General features: G+C 67.2%; 17 protein-coding genes. 2 read left to right on the top strand and 15 right to left on the bottom strand.

Going from position 1 to position 18916, the window contains the following annotated elements; genetic code table 11:
• Positions 1-2 precede the first annotated feature (2 nt).
• Entirely contained in the window at positions 3-1619 is a 1617-nt protein-coding gene (locus QSK36_RS39975; RefSeq protein ID WP_285786000.1) for a tetratricopeptide repeat protein, read from the bottom strand.
• A 2021-nt stretch (positions 1620-3640) separates the two neighbouring features.
• Here QSK36_RS39975 and QSK36_RS39970 point away from each other — a divergent pair.
• Positions 3641-4375, top strand: a complete 735-nt coding sequence (locus tag QSK36_RS39970; RefSeq protein WP_285785999.1) for a tyrosine-type recombinase/integrase — start codon at positions 3641-3643, stop codon at positions 4373-4375.
• Here the strand turns inward: QSK36_RS39970 and QSK36_RS43640 are convergent.
• The 3 genes from QSK36_RS43640 to QSK36_RS39960 form a co-directional block, all read right to left on the bottom strand.
• Entirely contained in the window at positions 4372-4677 is a 306-nt protein-coding gene (locus tag QSK36_RS43640) for an HNH endonuclease signature motif containing protein (protein WP_352241760.1), read from the bottom strand. The genes QSK36_RS39970 and QSK36_RS43640 overlap by 4 nt on opposite strands.
• 247 nt (positions 4678-4924) lie before the next feature.
• Positions 4925-5218 carry an HNH endonuclease signature motif containing protein gene (locus QSK36_RS39965; RefSeq protein ID WP_285785998.1) on the bottom strand — a complete coding sequence of 98 codons (294 nt, stop codon included), beginning with the start codon at positions 5216-5218 and terminating at the stop codon, positions 4925-4927.
• A 586-nt stretch (positions 5219-5804) separates the two neighbouring features.
• Positions 5805-6971, bottom strand: a complete 1167-nt coding sequence (locus QSK36_RS39960) for an acyl-CoA dehydrogenase family protein (protein ID WP_502883445.1) — start codon at positions 6969-6971, stop codon at positions 5805-5807.
• A 115-nt stretch (positions 6972-7086) separates the two neighbouring features.
• Here QSK36_RS39960 and QSK36_RS39955 point away from each other — a divergent pair, with 115 nt between their 5' ends.
• A complete protein-coding gene (locus tag QSK36_RS39955) occupies positions 7087-7791 on the top strand; it encodes a TetR family transcriptional regulator (protein ID WP_285785997.1) in 705 nt (234 codons plus the stop codon).
• Positions 7792-7819: 28 nt separating this feature from the next.
• On the opposite strand, the gene QSK36_RS39950 is transcribed toward QSK36_RS39955, so the two are convergent.
• The 11 genes from QSK36_RS39950 to QSK36_RS39900 form a co-directional block, all read right to left on the bottom strand.
• The gene (locus tag QSK36_RS39950) at positions 7820-8503 is read right to left on the bottom strand and encodes an ABC transporter ATP-binding protein (RefSeq protein WP_285785996.1); all 684 of its coding nucleotides are present in this window, start codon (positions 8501-8503) and stop codon (positions 7820-7822) included.
• The gene (locus tag QSK36_RS39945) at positions 8500-11217 is read right to left on the bottom strand and encodes a branched-chain amino acid ABC transporter permease/ATP-binding protein (protein WP_285785995.1); all 2718 of its coding nucleotides are present in this window, start codon (positions 11215-11217) and stop codon (positions 8500-8502) included. The genes QSK36_RS39950 and QSK36_RS39945 overlap by 4 nt, the downstream gene beginning before the upstream one ends.
• An 18-nt stretch (positions 11218-11235) precedes the next feature.
• A complete protein-coding gene (locus tag QSK36_RS39940) occupies positions 11236-12477 on the bottom strand; it encodes an ABC transporter substrate-binding protein (RefSeq protein WP_183541556.1) in 1242 nt (413 codons plus the stop codon).
• A 203-nt stretch (positions 12478-12680) separates the two neighbouring features.
• Positions 12681-13502 carry an SDR family NAD(P)-dependent oxidoreductase gene (locus tag QSK36_RS39935; RefSeq protein WP_285785994.1) on the bottom strand — a complete coding sequence of 274 codons (822 nt, stop codon included), beginning with the start codon at positions 13500-13502 and terminating at the stop codon, positions 12681-12683.
• 2 nt (positions 13503-13504) lie between these two features.
• Positions 13505-15139 carry a class I adenylate-forming enzyme family protein gene (locus QSK36_RS39930; RefSeq protein WP_285785993.1) on the bottom strand — a complete coding sequence of 545 codons (1635 nt, stop codon included), beginning with the start codon at positions 15137-15139 and terminating at the stop codon, positions 13505-13507.
• A complete protein-coding gene (locus QSK36_RS39925) occupies positions 15139-15693 on the bottom strand; it encodes an EthD domain-containing protein (RefSeq protein ID WP_285785992.1) in 555 nt (184 codons plus the stop codon). Before QSK36_RS39925 ends, QSK36_RS39930 begins: the two co-directional genes overlap by 1 nt.
• 55 nt (positions 15694-15748) lie before the next feature.
• Complete coding sequence (locus QSK36_RS39920) at positions 15749-16588, bottom strand: sugar phosphate isomerase/epimerase family protein (RefSeq protein ID WP_285785991.1); 840 nt, start codon at positions 16586-16588, stop codon at positions 15749-15751.
• Positions 16589-16609: 21 nt separating this feature from the next.
• The gene (locus QSK36_RS39915) at positions 16610-17143 is read right to left on the bottom strand and encodes a VOC family protein (RefSeq protein WP_183541546.1); all 534 of its coding nucleotides are present in this window, start codon (positions 17141-17143) and stop codon (positions 16610-16612) included.
• Positions 17140-18087 carry an aldo/keto reductase gene (locus tag QSK36_RS39910; RefSeq protein WP_285785990.1) on the bottom strand — a complete coding sequence of 316 codons (948 nt, stop codon included), beginning with the start codon at positions 18085-18087 and terminating at the stop codon, positions 17140-17142. The genes QSK36_RS39915 and QSK36_RS39910 overlap by 4 nt, the downstream gene beginning before the upstream one ends.
• Positions 18072-18395 carry an EthD family reductase gene (locus QSK36_RS39905; RefSeq protein ID WP_285785989.1) on the bottom strand — a complete coding sequence of 108 codons (324 nt, stop codon included), beginning with the start codon at positions 18393-18395 and terminating at the stop codon, positions 18072-18074. Before QSK36_RS39905 ends, QSK36_RS39910 begins: the two co-directional genes overlap by 16 nt.
• Positions 18392-18913 (bottom strand): VOC family protein, encoded by a 522-nt coding sequence (locus QSK36_RS39900; RefSeq protein ID WP_285785988.1) that lies wholly within the window; start codon positions 18911-18913, stop codon positions 18392-18394. The genes QSK36_RS39905 and QSK36_RS39900 overlap by 4 nt, the downstream gene beginning before the upstream one ends.
• Between the last annotated feature and the right edge of the window lie 3 nt (positions 18914-18916).

Below are 18916 nucleotides of genomic sequence, written 5' to 3'. Positions count from 1 at the left end.
ACTCACCATGGATCGGCAATTCGCCCGTCCGCCTCCAGCCCGAACCGAAGCACGTATCTCCATTGCTTCTTACCTGTGGACTTGAGACGCACTCGCGCCAGATTCTCTAGGGCAGAGGTATCTCCCGCGTCGGCGGCAACTCGGGCTAGTCGTTCAGCCCCCTGATGATCCTCACCCTCCTCCCGTCGCTCCACCAAGATATGAAGCGCTAAGGTATTGCCAGCGTCGGCGGCAACTCGGGCTAGCCGTTCAGCCCCCTCATGATCCCCAGCCTCCTCCCGTCGCTCCACCAAAACGTGGAACGCAGAGGTGTCACCGACCTCAGCGGCAGTATGTGCCAGGCGCTCTGCTCCCTTGCGATCCCCGGCTTGCTCCCGCCGCTCGGCCAAGTTACGAAGAATTGACGTGTTGCCGGCCTCAGCGGCCGCTCGTGCGAGTCGTTCAGCCCCTTCATGGTCTCCGGCCCACTCACGTGAGCGAGACAAGTACTCAAGGGTTGAGGTGTCGCCAGCTCCGGCCGCCGCCGCTGCCAATCGCTCTGCCTCCTCGCTATCTCCAGCCCTTTCCCTCAACTCAGCAATCTTATGAAGCACGGATGTATCGCCAGTACCCGCGAGTATCCGATAAAGCCGTTCTGCCTCATCAGCGTTTCCGATCACCGCGCACAGTCGGGCGGCATCCTCTAATGCGGATGTATCGCCAGCATCAGCAAGAAGCCGATACAACCGCTCCGCTTCTTCAAAACTGCCGGCTTTCTCGCACAATCGGGCAGCATCCTTGAGTGCGGATATATCGCCGGAATCAGCAAGAACCCGATACAACCGCTCTGCTTCCTTATAGTCCCCGACATTCTCTCTCTGAACAGCTAATACGCGGAGCGCGAGGATGTGGCTAAATCCTTCTTTTGTTTGATCGGAATTTTCCTTGGGTGCCATCTCTTCAGTGTATTTGAAGACTTTCACTTCGCCGCCCGCTTCAGCGATTAAATGATAAAGTCGTTTTGCCTGTTCGAAGTGTCCAATTCGCTCACGGCGTTCGGCCAGAGCTTGTAGCGCGGTGAGGTCACCTGCCTCAGCGGCTGCCAGCGCCAGCCTCTCAGCACCTTCACGATCCCCCAACTGATCGCGCTGCCATGACAGGTCTTGTGTGGCAAAGGTATGGCCGGCGACGGCAGCGGCTATAGCCGAGTGCTCAGCACTTTTACGATCCCCAGCTCGTTCGCGCAGGCGAGCCACATTCTGCAATGCAGAGCTACTACCAGCGTCAACAGCTGCCCAGGCCAAGCGCTCAGCTCCCTCGTGATCTCCGAATCGCTCGCGCAGCCAAGATAGGTCTTGTAGCGCACGAGGGTTGCCAGCGTCGGCAGCCGCCCTCGCCAAGCGCTCTGCCGCTTCACCGTCTCCAGCCCGTTCCCGGAGGCAAGCTACCGTCTGCAGCACAGAGGCATCACCGGCGTCGGCAGCCGCCCTGGCCAAGCGCTCAGCGCCTTCACGATCCCCCATCCACTCGCGCCGTTCGGCCAGAGTATGTAAGGCCGCAGTGTCTCCGGCGTCGGCAGCCGCCCTGGCTAATTGCTCAGCCTCGTCACGGTCACCGGCCCGCTCGCGTATCTCCGCCATATTGAATAAGGCGGGGGTGCTACCTGCATCGGCGGCATGGCGCCAGAGGACGAAAGCGAGGCGATGGCGCCCCCGATCTCTTGCGGCCTTGGCCAGAGCCATCTGATCGTTCGTAGTCGCCGCATGGCTCACGGCAGCCTCCCAAAACTCTGCCGGGGGACACAGTCGACGCCGAGTTTGTGCGCCGTGCTGTTCCAGATAGTCGGCCAGTTGGTAGCTTGGCTCATTGCCAGTCTGTCTATAAAGAGAAGATGCACCGGGGCGAGGATTGATACGGCTGAGCGGGGGACGCGCTCCACGGCACGGCCGGGCGTCAGTCAGATACGCGAATGCTTGTTCCCGCCAGTCATCGGACAAAAGATCCCATTGATCGTCGCTAAGATACCCTGAAGCAGCCTCCTCAAGTAACAGCCGCGGAAGGGCAGCACCATACCCCAGACGCCGCGCGTCCATGGCGGCGTGGATAATTGCTTGGGCTGCGGGGCTCGCATTCTTGTATCGTTCGATTAGAGCAGGTCCACCAGCTAGATACTGGGTCAGGGCTCCGGACCGCGCATGAGATAAGGCCTCGGCCAGCCGTGGATCTCGGAGCGCATGGACACGAGCGGCAGCAAGCTCGGAACCAGTGAATGCGTCTGGGACGCGAATGCTCGCACCCTTGAGTAAATCACGAGCCTGTGCATGTGGATCCGGCTCGCCAGGAGACGGGACGGAGGTGAGGATGTTCCAGTACTGCGGCCACAGTGTGGCTAGCACCAATATTGGTCGCTTGTCACCTATTGCAATAGACTCACGAAGCGCAGCGGCAACATATTCCCCGGTCCGACTGCCTGGGGTAAGGAGATAATGCTGAGCTTCATTCAGCCATATTACTGTATAAGGATTGAGGCTCTCTAAGTGGGCCAGCACGGCCTGAGGTCGATTCGGACGTAGCGGATGCCAAAGCTGCCACGGGGGAGGCAGCAGGCGGATTGCCTCCCAACAAGCCCGCGTTTTCCCGGTGGAGGATCCACCTACCAGGACACAAATGCGAGTTTCGCCTCGCTCCTGAGCCTCTGTCACTACGCCAGCTAGCGCATCATCAAGTGGACGTCGGACGTAGGCGGGCATGCCGTCCAGACCAGAAGCTTCCGCCCCGGCATCGATCGCTGGATGAACTTCCAGATCTAATGCTCGTAGCTGCCCAATCGGCCGTCCCAAACCAGACCTAAGCGACTGACAGTCCCCGCCTGAGCCTTCTTGGCCTCTGACTGAGAGATCAGAAGGTAGAGCAGGGAGCGGGCATGTGATGGGTCGGTCGTTCTGCGCATCGTCATAAGCCCGCTTCCAAACGGGGATCGGCCCCAGTATCGCATCCGGGTTCCCACGCCGATCGTCGTTCACCTTGCGCTGGTAGGCCCTCAACAGGGGCTCGACCTGTGTGCCCCAATCCGGTAGCCGCCGGCGACGCCCGTCGATCAGACCCTCTACCGTGCTCTTTGCTATGCCGGAGTGACGGGCCAACCATGAGGCCGAGGGGTTCCAGGCCGCTTCGCGTGCCTCCTTGAGGTAGTCAATGAACAGTTGCGAGGATTCGTGCAGTTTCAAGTGAGTGCGCCTCTCCTCACCTGCATCGGGGAGCTGGGCATCTTCTACGTCTTCAGTTTAAAGAGGACCTAGCTGAACGCACACGAAAGACACGGACTGTCACAGAATGTGACAGTTTGTGACAACCTCGGGCAACCTGGGGTTACCCAGGGTCGCTTGCGAATGCAGACTTGGCAGATGTACTGGTGATCAGCTTGAGACATGTCAGTAACGAAGCGCTACGGTAATTGGGCCGCGATCACTGCCGCCAGTGGAGCCTCTGTGGCTTCGGTCGTACACCCCGTCCTCGGTGCCATCATCGTGAGCGTTCACCTGGCTGCGGGAATCGCCATCATGACGGTCGCCCTCCTCGGGTCCAATTCTTCGAGCGAACGCGCATTCCGGCTGCTCCGGTGGATCGCTAACCGGCCCGAGCCGCCCCAGCATCGCAGCCGATGAAACGCGGTCCGCTTGAAATGCTCTCTGCTGACCTCAAACCACAACCGTCACTCCGCGTATGTTCCGTCCCCGGCATGGCCAGTCCAAACGATCGCGGGCTGCTGATGTTCTTCCTGACCTCGGAGGATCTCCAACGCCTGGAGCACGTCAACATCAACGTGATCTGCTTTGTTCTCGTGGTCAGGCCAGCCGTCTCGGTCGATCTAGGTCGGTCGGAGTCCTACGCGCTGCCCAAGAACGACCGGGAACGGGTGGTGCCGCTCCCCCAGTGGGCCGATGAGGCAATTCAGCGTCATGTGAAGGTTCATGTACCGCTGGTCTGTTCGCTGCCCTGGGAGAAGACGAACGGCAAGCTCAGAACGCATAACCTGCTGTTCCGCTGGACTGACGACAAGTTCGTCCGGGCGCGCGGCTACAGCGAGCTCGTCTGGAAGCCCGCCCTCGTAGCCGCTGGCGTCATTCCGGCTGCCGAAAAAGACGCTCGCGCCCGGAAGCGGTTCACCACCTCACGCCGGGAAGGCCTCCACCAACTTCGGCACTACTACGCCAGCGTCATGCTGGCTGGCGGCGTCTCAATCAAGGAACTCGCGGAGTACCTCGGCCATGCCGACTCCGGCTTCACGCTCCGCGTGTACGCCCATTTGATGCCTGGCTCCCACGACCGCGCTCGGCAGGCCATCGATGATCGCATGTTCCAAACTCATCCCCTGCGGCTGAGAGCGGCCGATTAGGAATCGCCGCTCTCGAGCGTCTCGGCCACCACGCGCAACCCCATCGCCTGAGCTTGCGCCATCAATGCCGAGTAACGCTCTAGCAATGCGTCTCGCTTCGAACGCAGATGCTTGCGCTGGAGACTCTCGGCTGTGTTCTCTAGAGCGGTCGCGAGCTGCAGGTGGTCCGGGTTCACGCAGGCTCGGCGGGCACAGGTGTGATGAAGCTGAGCTCCCTCCGGGATCGGTCCCTTAGTCCTCTCGTAAGCGAACCTATGCGCAAGGCGCCCTTCGGTCCGGCCATCTTCATCCCAAGTCCACATGCCGTACCGCTCCTCGGCAGGACGCTTGGAATCCGGTACCTTTGCGCCGCCCCACAGTAGGCAGCCATCCGGCCCCGGCTTGACTTTCTTCCAGAAGCGCTCCTCGACCGTTCCCGTGTCCACATGATGACGTACGAGCAACGGATCGCCATTCCGTTGGAAGCGGTGTAAGTGCTTCTTGCAGTATCCATGGCCAGCGTGTTTCCCCTCACAACCAGGGACCTCACACCTGCGGATCTCACGGTCCTCAGGCCAGCGGGGCATCTCCTGCTACCCCCTTTCGGTCATTAGCCTCGTTCAGAGCCGCTTCAAGCGATGCGATCGCAGCCTTGAGCGCCGCGATCTCCCGCTGAAGGCTCAGGCGCTCCTTCATCTCCAGGATGTTCGCCACCTCGTCGACTGCCTGCAAGTGCTCAGGATTCGAGCAGAGCCTTAGACCACAGATGTGATGGACAACGCGGCCCTCAGGTAGTGCCCCGTAGGCCCACCGGTAGGCAACGTGGTGGGCATACTCTGTCGTCTGCCTACCGTCGATCGTCACCCCCAACTTCGGATACGGACATCCTTTAGGGGCTTCAGGCCAGAGCCAGTGGCCGTCTGGAGTCGGGATAACCTTCGCAAGCCACCGCTCTTCTACGGTCCCCCGCACAACCTGCCTCGCTGCAACTGGTTCACCAGTCCGAAGGAAGTTGGCGTAGTGGACGCTGCAGTAACCCTTGGCGCGATGGGGGCGGTCGCAACCCTCAACCTCACAGCCGACACGCCCGTGAACCTGTACTCGCTCGATCTCTCCGTTGCGATATGCCCTGCTGAGACACGGGTTGCACCGGCCACGAGCCCTCTGCGGCCGATCGCAACCTGGTTCTTCGCAAGTTTTATCCCTCGCGCGTCCCGCCATCTGACCTTCCTTCCGAGCACCTCGGATCAAGTTACAGATGGCGACTGACAAACCGGGGTGTCATGAGAACGGAGCGCTTCCGCGGTAGCTCGGGCTCGGGCGTGGCCACTCGGAAGCGCAACTACCTCTCACGGAACAGGGACGGAACAGTGATCGTTTAGGAGTCCTGTCGGGACACAGCGAACCCCGCCGCCCAGATGAGGGAGACGGGGTTTGCGCATTTCGGGGGTTACTTGAGGAGCTGGCGGGCCATGACCATGCGCTGGATCTGGTTGGTGCCTTCGTAGATCTGAGTGATCTTGGCGTCGCGCATCATGCGCTCGACCGGGAACTCCCGCGTGTAGCCGTACCCGCCCAGCAGCTGGACGGCGTCCACGGTGATCTCCATGGCGGCGTCGGAGGCGGCGCACTTGGCGGCGCTGGAGAAGAACGTGAGGTCCTTGACCCGAGTGCCCTTCATGGCCAGCTCCGACTTTGCGGCGGCGGCGTAGGTGAGCTGGCGGGCGGCCTCCAGCTTCATCGCCATGTCGGCGAGCATGAACTGCAGGCCCTGGAAGTCGGCGATCGCCTTGCCGAACTGCTTGCGCTCCTTGACGTATCCGAGCGCGTAGTCGAGCGCGCCCTGCGCGATGCCGAGCGCCTGGGCGGCGATCGTGATGCGGGTGTGGTCGAGCGTGGCCAGGGCGGTCTTGAACCCCGTCCCCGGCTCGCCGATCATCCGCGAGGCCGGGATGCGGACGTTCTCCAGGATGACCTGGCGCGTGGGCGAGCCCTTGATGCCGAGCTTCTTCTCCTTGGCCCCGAACGAGACGCCCTCGTCGTCCTTCTCCACCACGAACGCCGAGATGCCGCGGGCGCCGGCCGAGGGGTCGGTCACGGCCATGACCGTGTAGTACTCCGACACGCCCGCGTTGGTGATCCACATCTTGGTGCCGTTGAGCACGTAGTGGTCGCCGTCACGCTCGGCCCTGGTCTTCATCGAGGCGGCGTCAGAGCCGGCCTCCGGCTCCGACAGGGCGTAGGAGAACATGCCCTCCCCGCGCGCCACCGGCGTCAGGTAGCGGTGCTTGAGCTCCTCGGACGCCGACAGCAGCAGCGGCACGGTGCCCAGCTTGTTGACGGCCGGGATCAGCGAGGACGAGGCGCACGCGCGGGCGACCTCCTCGATGACGATCACGGTCGCGAGCGCGTCGGCGCCCGCTCCGCCGTACGCCTCGGGGATGTGGACGGCGTGCAGGTCGGCCGCGACGAGGTCCTTGTAGACCTCCCAGGGGAACTCCTCGTTCTCGTCGGCCGCCGCGGCACGCGGGGCGATCTTCTCGTCGGCGAGGGCCCGGACCGTCTCGCGGAGCATCTCGTGCTCCTCAGCGGGGGCGTACAGAGGGAAGCTCATGATCTCTCCCAGAACGGAGTTTAGTCACTCAGTGACATATGCTACGGCATCGAGTGCCACCGCACAGGTCTGGCGCTATAGTCGCATCAGAGTCGGGGTTGGCCGGTGAAGGAGTAGCGTGTCCACGCGGCGAGACGTACGCCGGGAGCTGATGTCCGCGGCGATCAGCCTGTCCCTGGCCAACGGCTTCGGCGAGACGACCGTGGACGAGATCGCCAGCGCCGCGGGCGTGGCCAGGCGAACCTTCTTCCGGTACTTCCGGGTCAAGGAAGACGCCGTGTTTCCCGACCACGACGACTGCCTGCGCCGGGTGACCGAGTTCCTGGACACGGCCGGCTCCGCGCGGTCGCCGCTTTCGGTCGTCGGCGAGGCGGCGGGGATCGTGCTCGACATGTACGCCGGGGACCCGGAGACGGCGGTCAGACGATACGAGCTGACGCGACAGGTGCCGGCGTTGCGCGAGCGGGAACTCGCCACGACCAGCCGCTACCAGCATGCGTTCGCCGCCTACCTCAACAGCCGCCGGCCGGATGAGCATCGGGACGCGTTCCGGCTTCGCCACGAGGTCGCCGCGGCCGCGGTCGTCGCCACCCACAACCACGTCCTGCGCGGCTGGCTTCGCGCCGGCGGCACCGGCGACGTCCGCGCGCAGTTCGGCGGCGCGCTCGCGGAGATGACGGACGCCCTGCAACCGTGGCTGGACGGCCGGGCGGGAAGCGAGCAACCGTCCTCGGACGAGATCCTGGTCGTCGTCGCGAGCCGGCAGGCATCGCCCTGGAAGATCGCCGAAGAGATCGAGGCGTTCACCAGCCGCTCTCTGTGAATCACCCCGGCCGTCGCCGCCACCCTCCTCAGTGACTGAGGTATGCGTCCTGGATCTTGCTCGTCTGGTTCCTCAGCTCTTCGGCTCGGCCGCTGAGGGACACCCGCCCCCGGCGGAGCACGATCGCGTCGTCGACCCGCGACAGCGCCTGGTTGATGTGCTGCTCGACCAGGACGACGGCGATCCCGGCCTCGTCGGCCGCGCGGCGCACCTCGTCGAGGAGACGTTCGACGACCTTCGGCGCCAGCCCGAGCGACAGCTCGTCGATGAGCAGGATCTTCGGCCCCCGCGTCAGGGCGCGCACGAGGGTGAGCATCTGCTGCTCGCCCCCGGAAAGCAGGCCGGCAGGCTTCGGCAGGAGCGGTTCGAGCTCAGGGAAGATATCGAGCGCCCGCGCCACGTCGCACTGCCCCACCTTGAGGTTCTCCAGCGTGGTCAGCTCCATGAACACGGAGCGGGTCTCGCTGATGAACGCGAGTCCCTCACGCGCCCGCGCGTGCAGGGACTTGGGCGCCGCCTTGCCGTACATCTCGACGGATCCGGCGAGGGGTTTGAGCACGCCGGCCAGGGTCAGCAGCGTCGTGGTCTTGCCGGCGCCGTTGGGCCCGAGGATCGCCGTCATCTGGCCCGGCTCCACGGAGAGGGTGAAGTCGTGCACGACCGGGTGGTTGTGGTAGCCGGCGCTGATCCCGTCGGCCTTGAGGATGGTCATCGCGCCTCCTTGGCGTCGACCGGCTCGCGTCCTTCTCCGGCCGCCTGCCCGAGATAGGCCTTGACGACGGCGGGGTCGGCCTGGATCTCCTCCGGGGTTCCGTAGGCGATCTGCTCACCGAAGTTGAGGACGGTGATGCGGTCGCAGGTCCGCATGACGAAGGACATGTCGTGCTCGACGACGAGAATGGCGAACCCCCACTCGTCGGCCAGGCGCCGCACGACGAGGCGCAGCTCCTCGACCTCGTGGCCGCTGAGTCCCGCCGCCGGCTCGTCGAGGAGCACCACGGTCGGGTTCTGCGCGACCGCACGGGCGATGGCGAGGAGCCGGCGTTTGCCGTACGCGAGCGATTCGACCGGCTCGTCACGGTGGCGGACCAGGTCGAGCTCCTCGAGCGCCGCCTCGGCCTCCGGGGTGAGCACCGGGGTGCGCGGGCGGACCAGGTCGGTGAGGTACGTCCGCAGGGAGCCGTCGTCGCAGGCGGCGAAGATGTTCTCCTGCACCGTACTGGTCTCGAACAGCTCGAGAGACTGAAACGACCGTGCAATGCCGGCGCGGGCCCGCAGGTGCGCGGGCAGGGTGTCGATGCGCTTGCCGTTGAGGCGGATCTCGCCGGTGGCGGGAACCGTGAAGCCCGTCACCGCGTCGATGAGCGAGGTCTTGCCCGCGCCGTTCGGCCCGATGAGCCCGAGGACCTCTCCCGGCCTAACGGTGAGTTTCACGTCGGAGACCGCGGTGACGCCGCCGTACCGGACGGTCAGCCCGTCGACCTCCAGGGTCGTGGGGGTGCACCGCTGCGGCTTGACCGGCGTCCGCGCCGCGGGGGTGGCGGGTGGCTCGGGGGCGGGCTTGCGGATGCGCCGGCCGATCGCGTGGATGAGCTTGAGGTTCTCCCCCGCGAGACCGTTGGGGTTCTGCACCGCCAGCATGATGACGCCCACGCCGCCCACGAGCCCCAACCAGGCCGGGTCGGGGTTGTCGAAGATGTGCGTGAGGATCCAGCTGCCGATGGCGCCCGTGGCGAGAGTCGCGCCGAGAACCGATCCGCTCAGGTACCCGACGCCGCCGACGATGGCGAAGGCGACGACGAGCAGCGACGACATCGGCTGGTAGTTCTCGAAGATCAGCAGGGAGTCCTTGAAGGCCAGGGCCACACCGCCGACGGCCGCCACGACCGACGCGAGCGTGAACGCGAAACCCTTGCCGGCGAAGACGCTGATGCCGAGACTCGCGGCGGCGCGCTCGTTGGTGCGGATGGCGAGCAGCCGGCGCCCCGCCGTGCCCCGGCGGACGTTGGCCACGACCAGGGCGCAGACGACGAACGCGAAGAACACGAACAGGGCGTACTTCGAGGGATCCATCAGCGGGTCGATGTCGATGCCGAAGAACGACCGGTCGCCGGTGGGGATACCGGCGGCGCCTCCCGTGAGGTCGCCGTTGGTGAAGACGAGCGCTGTCACCGCGACGCAGACGCCGAGCGAGATGACGGCGAGATCCATACCCCGCGTGCGCAGGGCCGGGAGACTGATGAGGATCGCCACCGGCACGATGAGCGCCACCGACAGGATCATCGCCGGAGCGAAGGACAGGCCCGCGTCGTTGACGAGCTTCCCGGCGAGCAGGGCGGCGAGGCCGCCGACGGCGAACTGCGCCAGCGACAGCTGTCCGGCGTACCCGAGAAGCACGGTCACGGACAGGAGGAGCAGCGCCCACCCCATGGTCACCGTCACCGCGTCGACGAGGTCCACCGGGAACACGCCCAGGACGAGGATGGAGACGATCACCACGATGGGGATCACGACCGAGAGCCTCACCCGGCCCGAGCCCACCTCGGGAAGCATGTCGTTGACGTGGCCTCGGCCGGGAAGCCCGCGTCCGCGCAGGACGAGCACCGCGATGATGAGCAGGAACGGCAGGCTCTCCGCCGCACCCTGCACGTGGACGTAGTAACCGACGACGGACTGGCCGGCGCCGATGAGCATGGACGCCAGGAAGGCGACCGGGAACGACTTGAGCGAGCCGAACAGGGCCGCGGCGAGGACGGGCACGACGAGCATGGGCATCTCCGCCGCGCTCACCGACGAGAGCGGGGCGATGAGGATGCCGGCGACCGCGGCCACGGCGCTGCTGAGCAGCCAGGTGAGCCGTCCGAACGTGATCGGGGACCACCCCAGGCTCGCCGCGGCAGTCGGATTGTCGGACGCCGCCCTGAGCGCGAGCCCGAGGGTCGTGAACCGGCTCGCCGCCCACAGGACGGCGGTGAGCGCCGCCGCGATGGCGAACATGATGACCCGGTCGATTCCCACGTACACGTCGCCGAGGGCGATGGTCGACGTCGGAAGTGACGAGTGCATGCTCTGCGGGTTGGGTCCCCAGATCAGCACCGCCGCGTTCTGGATCAGGATCATCAGCCCCAGCGTGGCGATCACGCGCGTGACCGCGGCCGCCTTGGCCAGCGGACGCATGATCAGGTCGTAGACGAGCGCGCCCAGCACGGCGGTCGCCACCACGGCCACGAGGAAGGCGGGGACGAAGGGCAGCCCCCGGTTCTGCCTGAGCTCCAGGAAGAGGAACGCGGCGATGAGCGCGAACGCTCCCTGCGCGAAGTTGAGGACGCCCGATCCGCGATAGGCGAGGACGAGTCCCTGGGCCAGAAGGGTGTACGCCGCGCCGGCTCCCAGGCCGAGCAAGGCGAACTGGATGAACGTGGTCATGTTGGCTCCACCATGGGGTCAGGCACCGGCGCCGGCGGCGCTTCCCAGTTCCTTGACGATGTCGACCGGGGCGATGTCGGTCGGGGCGACCGCGCCGTCCTTGACGACCAGGAAGTTGTACGAGGCGTGGGCGACGCGCGGCATGTCGGCCGGCCCGCTGCCCTTCGGCGTCCACGTGGCCAGACCCATGAGGTCGATGTTCTGGGCCTGCGCCATGGCCTCGTTCAGGCTCTCACTGGTGATGTCGCCCTTGATGCCCGGAGCGCCGCCCTGGCCCTCGGCGAGCGCCTTGACGGCGTAGACCGACAGCCACGAGTTGATGGCGGTGGGCCGCTTGAGCCCGGGGTCGGCCGAGCCCGCAGCGTCCATGTCGGCGTTGAAGGCCTTGACGCCCTCGCTCGCGGTGTCGCTGTAGGCGGGGTACGCGCTGACGAGAAGCAGTCCCTCGGCCGTCGCACCCGTCTTCTTGGCTTCGTTCACGCCGAAGGCCGTGGCGTGCTGCGCGTAGTGGACCGTCATGCCGAGGCTCTGGGTGGCCTTCATCGTCCCCTGGATCTGGCCGACGGTCGCGTTGAACATGACGCCGTCCCCGCCCATCGCCTTGATCTGCTGAGCGTAGGGGGCGTAGTCGGTGACACCGCTGGTGGGAATCTTCACCGTGCCGCCGTACTTGAGGCCGGCCAGCTCGGCGCCCTTCTTGGTGAGCTCGGCGTTGGCGACGGCGGACGGCACGTCGGCGACCACCGACACGACGGTCGTCGCCCCTTCACCCTTGAGGCCGTAGGGGGCGGCCGTCGAACTGCCGGCCGAACCGCCCTCGAAGGGGTACGAGGCGGCGGAGTTGAGCTCGATGGCGTTGCCGCGGGGCATGAGGCCGATGGCGGGGATGTTCGCCTTCTCGAGAACCGGGAGAGCCTGGCTGGAGAAGGTGTCGGTGTAGCCGACGACGGCGGCGACCTTCTCGGAGACCGCCTGGCGGGCACAGGAAAGGGCCTGGTTCGGGTCCGAGTTGGTGTTGCAGAAGAGCAGGTCGATCTTCTTGCCGTTGATGCCGCCCTTCGCGTTGATCGCCTTCACGGCCGCGTCCGCTCCGGCCTTGACGTCCGGGTAGTTCTGCAGCGGCGAGTTGACGGCCGTGATGTTCATCAACTTGATCGCCCCGTCGGAGCCTGCCGACTTCTCGGAGCTGTTGCCGCCGCAGGCGCCGAGCGCTGGCAGCAGCGCGACGAGGGCGAGGGTTGCCTTGCACGTACGCGTCATTGCAGTTCTCCTACTGGGCGAAGGTAGCGATTGCTGAGATGGGAAACCCTGTTCAGGGGATGGGCGCCCCCGCCCCGATCCGCTCCGTGCGGACGACCATGGCAGTGCGGCCGTATTTATGTCAAGCGGTCGTTTGGTTGAATTTAGGCGACGAACGCGGTCCCCGGCCGGACGATGTGAACGATGCCGGACCGGCGGAGACGCTACTTCTGGGAGGAGAAGGGAAGCGGATTCATCAGTCCCGTACGTCCGGTCGCGCCTCCGTCGACCGGCAGCACCGCCGCCGTGATGAACGACGCCGCGGGGCTCGCCAGGAAGGCGATCGCCTCGGCCACCTCTTCCTGCTCGCCCCAGCGCTGGAGCGGAAGGGCTCTGCGCAGTTCCTCGTAGCGCTCGGGCCTGGTCACCTTGATCGGTCGCGTGAGGTCGGTGTGGACCGGCCCGGGCGCGACGACGTTGACCCGGATCCCGGATGCCGCGAGGTCGACGGCCGCCGACCGCGCGAGGTTGCTCACCGCGGCCTTGGACACGCAGTAGGCCCAGTGCTCCGGCTCGCCTCCGGTGCCGGAGACGGACGACAGCAGGACGATCGAGCCCCCGCCCGCGCGCCGCAGGGCGGGGGCGGCCGCCCGTATCCCGAGGACGCCGGCACGCACGTTGACGTCCATCGTGCGGTCGTACGTCGCCAGATCGAGGTCCTCCACGCCGCCCCAGGCGGTGACACCGGCCGACAGCACGACGGCGTCGAGGCGCCCGTACCGCTCCTCGGCGAGCGCGGCCGCCGCGGTGTTCGTCTCGGCGACCGTCACGTCGCCGGCCAGCGCGGCCCCTCCCTCGCTCTCGAGCCACTCGAGCCGCGCCGGGTCGAGGTCCACGCCGACGACTGGCCCATGACGCCGCAGCCAGAGCTGGGCGAACGCCTTGCCGATTCCCGACCCGGCACCGGTGACGAGCGCGACCCGCCCGCCGTCCTCGACGCGCTCCCGCCCGGTGGCCGGGGTGCCGGTCGCAGTGCTCTGCACCATGGTCAGTTCTCCTTTCGCTCAGGCCTCCCGTGCACCCGCTCCTCGGCGAGCTCGCGCAGCCGGAACTTCTGAATCTTGGTGGTGGACATCGGCCACTCGTCGACGAAGAAGACGCGACGGGGGACCTTGAAGCTGGCCAGTGAAAGGCGGCAGTGCTCGATCAGTTCCTCAGGCTCGGCCTTCCTGCCGGGAGCGAGCTCCACGAAGGCGACCGGCACCTCGATCAGGCGCGCGTCCGAGACGCCGACCACCTGAGCGATCTTCACCGCCGGGTGCTGGCCGAGGTGCGCCTCGATCTCGGCGGCCGCGACGTTCTCGCCGCCGACCTTGAGCATGTCCTTGAGGCGGCCGGTGTAGATGACGCGTCCCTGCTCGTCGAGCGCGCCGAGGTCGCCCGTACAGAGGAAGCCCTGCTCGTCCGTCCGCTCGGCCGTGTAGACGGGATCGTTGAGGTAGCCCTCGAACATTCCCGGACCGGTCACCCTGATCTCTCCCTGGACGCCGGCCGGGCAGTCGAGCCCCGTCTCCGGGTCGACGATCCGGACCCGCATCCCGGGGAAGGGCCGGCCCGTCGTCCCGATCCGCTCCTCGAAGGTCTCCTCGAGATGGCTGTAGGTGATGACCCCGCCCGCCTCGGTGAGCCCGTAGGACGAGACGACCTTCGCACCCGGGAAGGCGGCCTCGACACCGCACAGGTAGTCCGCCGGGCCCGTCTCGAGGATGCCGCGGATCCGGGAGAGGTCCGCGGCGGCGAAGTCCGGGTGGTGGACCAGCGCCTGGGTGATCGTGGGGAAGGCCGGGTAGGCGAACGTGGCACGCTCCTCGACGAGCTGCCTCAGCGCGACGTCCGCCTTGAAGTGCAGCATGCTGAGCATGGCTCCGCCCCGGCTGATGTTCGCGACCATGGGCAGCAGGCCCGCCATGTGGAACAACGGCAGCGGGTCCCAGAACCTCTCGTCCTCCGTCAGCGAGAAACGGTCCGCGGCGCACAGCGCGGTGCGTACGAGCGCCTGGTGGCTGAGCGGGCACCCCCGGGGGCTGGACGTCGTGCCCGAGGTGTACATGATGACGGCAATCTCGCGCCCTCCCACGCCGCCGGCGAGGGCGTGGACGTCGACATCGGCCCGGGATACCGCGCCCTGTTCCCACGCGGCCCGGTCGACGTATCCCGGCGGGCTCGCCGTGCCGAGCATGACGAGGTGGCGCAGCGCCGGAGGCCGCCCGCCGGCGAAGGCTCTGGCGAGCAGGTCGACGAACGGCGCGTGGTCGGCGATCACGTCAGTCGTCACGATGGCGGAAAGACCCGCGTCCCGCACCACATGAAGCAGTTCCTTGGGCTTGTACCTCGCGTTGATCGTGACAGGCACCGCGCCGATGAGATGGCAGCCGAAGAGCACCTCGAGGAAGGCGATCCGATTCGGCATGAGGATCCCGACGCGGTCGCCGCGGCCGACGGACAGCGAGAGCAGGGAGCGAGCGGCCTGCTCCGCGCCCTGCAGCAGGCCGGGAAACGTGGCGCGCTCGTCCGGGAAGACGATGGCCTCCCGACCGGGCCACCTGGCGGCCGCCCGGTACAGCAGTTCGCCGACCGTGGACACCTCAAGCAGAACTGGCTGATCTGGCTCGGTCAGGGTCATCATGCATCCTCGGTTGCACACGTGATGGGGAAAGGGACGGGCTCACAGGCGAGGGCCAGTCCGCCAGAGCCCTCGGCGATCTCGATCGCGAGGTCCCTGTCGTCCGTCCATGTCGAGTACAGGCGGGAGCCCCGCCCCGGCCCCGGCACCGGCCGGGACAGCTGGAGCGGGCTCCACCGCTCACCTTCGGGAGGTTTCTCGTCGAACCACAACACCCGGTAGGCGCCCGCGGGCTCTCCGGCGGCCGCCCCGGAGACGACGCGGGCGTTCCACACGCCTTCTCGGTCGAGAAACCGCGCCTCGTCGGCGGCCACGACATCCTGGTAGTACCTGGACGAGTAGGCCGCACGCTCGGCCTGCCTGCTGTCGAAGGATGTCTCCGAGCAGACGACGCCCCGACCCTGACCCGGCTCGGTCAGCGGCCGATTCTGGACGTACCGCCGCAGGCCGGGCGTCGACACGAAGATCTCTCCATGCCGTTCCTGCCAGTGCCGCCGGGCTTCGTCCCAGAGCACGTCCGCGCGCGTAGCCACCAGGAAAATTCGGTGTTGCATTCTTATCACCTACCGACCGGTTGGTCGAGAACCTAGTAGTGGCGGTCCCGGCTCGTCAATGGCCTTCTTCATTCGGATTCGCCAATGCCATGGAAAGGGCCGCGGCGGCGGCCCGGGCGCGTTGCGCGGGACGGCGACGCCGGTCTCCGGCGACGGGCGCCTCCACGGACAGCGGTGTCGCGGGCCCCACCGCGTCGACGAGGGCGCGCAGATCGTTCACGCCGTCACCGGGCAGCAGCCGAGCGGACACCGCCTCCCGGAACAGGAGATCCGGATCCACGGGCTCCGGCGGCGCCGGCGGCACCCCGCAGACCTGGATGTAGGGGAACAGGCCGGGACGCGGCGCCGCGAGCGTCTCGACGTCTCGCGCCGTGCCGCCCGAGCGGTGCAGATGGAGCGCGTCCACCAGCACGGCGGCACACGGGTGCCCCACGGCCTCGACGATCCTGCAGGCGGATTCGAGGTCCGGCGTCGCGCTGAAGCGCATGAACTCCAGGCAGATGCGCAGGCCCGAACCGTCGGCCAGCGCGCAGACGCTGGCGAGTCGCTCGGCGCACTCCTCCTCGCGCAGGTCGGTGTTGACCGCGATGATGTGGCGGGCGCCCAGTGCCCTCGCCGCGTCGATCGCCCGTGCGGCCTCATCCGATGGAGTGGCGCGGGCCAGCCGGAGAACCTCGGCGTCGAGCACGGACAGGCCCGTCTCATCCAAAGCCCGGAGCGTGCGCGCCAGGGTCCTCGGGTCGTCCCGCAGATCGGCGGCGACGGGCCCGCGGCTGCCGGTCACCCTGACCGAGACGGAGTCGAATCCGGCGTCGGCCGCCACACGCACCAGTTCGGGAGCCGGGATGTCGAGAAAGCCGAGGACGCCGAGCGCCGCCTCACGTCCGGCGATCATCGGTCCGAAGCGGCCGGCGCCTCAACTCCGCTCCCTGAGCACGTTCCTGCCGTCCCAGCCGACCGACGCCCGCCGGACCTTGGCGTACAGCGTCCGCAGGTAGTCGGTGGCCTCGTAGCACTCGATGAGGTGTCCCACCTCCGGCCCGGGATCGAAGAAGAGGAACCGCACTTCTTCGCTCTGCGCGTCCATAACGAGGGGGACGTCGCGGGACTCGAGGAACGCGCGGGTCTCCTCCAGGTCGTCAACGAAGTGCGCGACGTGGTGGACTCCCCTGCCGTCGCGCCGCATCACGTCCTCGAGGCCCTGCGGTTCGAGTGCGTGATGGTGCACCAGCTCGATCATGACGTCGCCGTACTGACCGAGCGCGCAACTGTGGTCGAAGACGGCGGGCCCGCCGCCCGAGGTGACCCCGGCCATGGGCACGTGCTCCCGGACGAAGAACGGGCCGGCACCGGTGAGCTCATGCCACCGCAGGGCGGCCTTCCGCACGTCCGTGGTGGCGTAGGCGATCTGGACGACGGGCCCGAGCCTGCCGGCCGCCTCGCCCGTCATGACGACGCCCCGGTGAGCGCGGCGACCTCGTCCTGCGTGAGCCGCAGATCGCGGACCTGTTCGAGCTCCGCCAGTTGCGCCGGCGTGCGGGCGCTGGCGACCGGCGCCGCCACCGACGGCTGCTCGCGCAGCCAGGCGAGCGCCACGGCGGCGGGGCTCACCCCGTGGGCGTGGCTCACCTCGTCGATGACGGCCAGCACCGCACGGCCGCGATCGTCGAGGTATCGCAGCGCCGGAGCGGCCCGAACTGTACCGCCGTGGTCGCTGCCGTCGCGATACTTGCCCGTCAGGAAACCCTGCGCGAGCGAGTAGTACGTGAGCACGGGCACGCCCCGCCGCAGCAGCACGTCGCGATACTCCTTCTCGAACTTCTCCCGCCGGACCAGGTTGTAGTGCGCCTGGTAGACCTCGAACGACGCCCACCCGCTCGCGGCGGAGACGTCGAGGGCCTCCTCCAGCCGGGCGGGCGGATAGTTCGACGCGCCCAGGCGCCCGACCTTGCCCTCCCGCACGAGTTCGTCGAACGCGGCCATCGTCTCCTCGATCGGCGTGTCCCGGTCGTCGAAGTGGGCGTAGTACAGGTCGATGTGGTCGGTTCCCAATCGCCGCAGAGACGCCTCCACAGCGGCGCGGATGCTCGCGCGGGACAGTCCCGGCGCGCTCTCCAGCTGACCCACCTTCGTGGCGATCAGCACCCGGTCGCGATTGCGGCGTGCGGCCGTCCACGCGCCGATGATCCGCTCCGATTCGCCTCCCGTGTTGCCCGGCACCCAGGCCGCGTACACGTCGGCGGTGTCGATCATCCGGCCGCCGGCGTCGGCGTATGCGTCCAGGACGGCGAACGACTCACGCTCGCCGGCCGTCCACCCGAAGACGTTGCCGCCCAGGACGTAGGCGTCGTCGAGGCGCAGCCGTTGCGCCGGCGACGTCACCGCGCCCCCCACTCGTACTCGATCTCCTCGGCGAGGAACCACGTCACCTCGCCGGCGAAGGTCTTCTCGTGCTTTGTGGCCGCCGTGCCCGCCTCGGAGGCGAAGGCCTCCCGGACCGCGTGCTTGTCGTCGAACCACACCTCCGCCACGCCGTCGATCGGCCACGTTCGCGACCGCCCCTCGAACGCCAGATTCTGGCTGTACCGGCGCACTCCCGGCATCCTCCGCACGAGCTGCGGGTGCTCCTCACACCACAGCTGCCGGAACTCCTCGAAGTCGAGGCCCTCCTTGCGCCGAACCACGGCGACGAGCTTGATCACTTGGCGTCCTCTCTCCAGGCGGGCCGGGCGTCGTTCCAGACGAGCCGGCCGGCGATGATGTCCTCGACGGTGGCGCCCTCGGGCACGATCGGGTCCTCCCACCGCAGCTCCGTCGATACGAGCTGGAGCAGGGTGCCGAACGCCGACGACGGGCGGACGTACGTCTCGCGCCAGTAGGAGCTGCTCGTGTTCGTGCCGACGGTCTCGAAGCCGTGGGCTTCCAGCGCCCGGACGGCCCCCTCCACGTCCGGCACGAAGCAGGTCATGTGATGGAAACCCGGTCCGTGCTTCTTGAGGTACGCCGCCAGGTACGAGTCGGGCGTGAGCGGCTGGATCAGCTCGATCTTGACCTTTTGCGGGTATTCGAGCTGGATCGTGCGCAGTCCCAGGTTCTCGTCGTCGCCGCCGGCGATCAGCTTCCCTCCCAGGAGGTCGTGGTATAGCGGCACGGCCTCGGCGAGGTCCCCGACGGCGATCGCCACGTGGTCGAACCGGCGGACGAGCGTGTCGCCGAGCACGGG

This window comes from Microbispora sp. NBRC 16548 (genome assembly GCF_030268985.1).
Classification (GTDB): Bacteria; Actinomycetota; Actinomycetes; order Streptosporangiales; family Streptosporangiaceae; genus Microbispora; species Microbispora catharanthi.
This window is presented reverse-complemented; position numbering and strand designations above follow the sequence as displayed.

Excerpts from the sequence above, each read along its gene's own strand:
- QSK36_RS39975 (WP_285786000.1), bottom strand. The coding sequence starts at position 1,619 with ATGGCGGAGATACGCGAGCGGGCCGGTGACCGTGACGAGGCTGAGCAA.
- QSK36_RS39970 (WP_285785999.1), top strand. The coding sequence starts at position 3,641 with ATGAAACGCGGTCCGCTTGAAATGCTCTCTGCTGACCTCAAACCACAA.
- QSK36_RS43640 (WP_352241760.1), bottom strand. The coding sequence starts at position 4,677 with ATGTGGACTTGGGATGAAGATGGCCGGACCGAAGGGCGCCTTGCGCAT.
- QSK36_RS39950 (WP_285785996.1), bottom strand. The coding sequence starts at position 8,503 with ATGACCATCCTCAAGGCCGACGGGATCAGCGCCGGCTACCACAACCAC.
- QSK36_RS39945 (WP_285785995.1), bottom strand. The coding sequence starts at position 11,217 with ATGACCACGTTCATCCAGTTCGCCTTGCTCGGCCTGGGAGCCGGCGCG.
- QSK36_RS39940 (WP_183541556.1), bottom strand. The coding sequence starts at position 12,477 with ATGACGCGTACGTGCAAGGCAACCCTCGCCCTCGTCGCGCTGCTGCCA.
- QSK36_RS39935 (WP_285785994.1), bottom strand. The coding sequence starts at position 13,502 with ATGGTGCAGAGCACTGCGACCGGCACCCCGGCCACCGGGCGGGAGCGC.
- QSK36_RS39930 (WP_285785993.1), bottom strand. The coding sequence starts at position 15,139 with ATGACCCTGACCGAGCCAGATCAGCCAGTTCTGCTTGAGGTGTCCACG.
- QSK36_RS39925 (WP_285785992.1), bottom strand. The coding sequence starts at position 15,693 with ATGCAACACCGAATTTTCCTGGTGGCTACGCGCGCGGACGTGCTCTGG.
- QSK36_RS39920 (WP_285785991.1), bottom strand. The coding sequence starts at position 16,588 with ATGATCGCCGGACGTGAGGCGGCGCTCGGCGTCCTCGGCTTTCTCGAC.
- QSK36_RS39915 (WP_183541546.1), bottom strand. The coding sequence starts at position 17,143 with ATGACGGGCGAGGCGGCCGGCAGGCTCGGGCCCGTCGTCCAGATCGCC.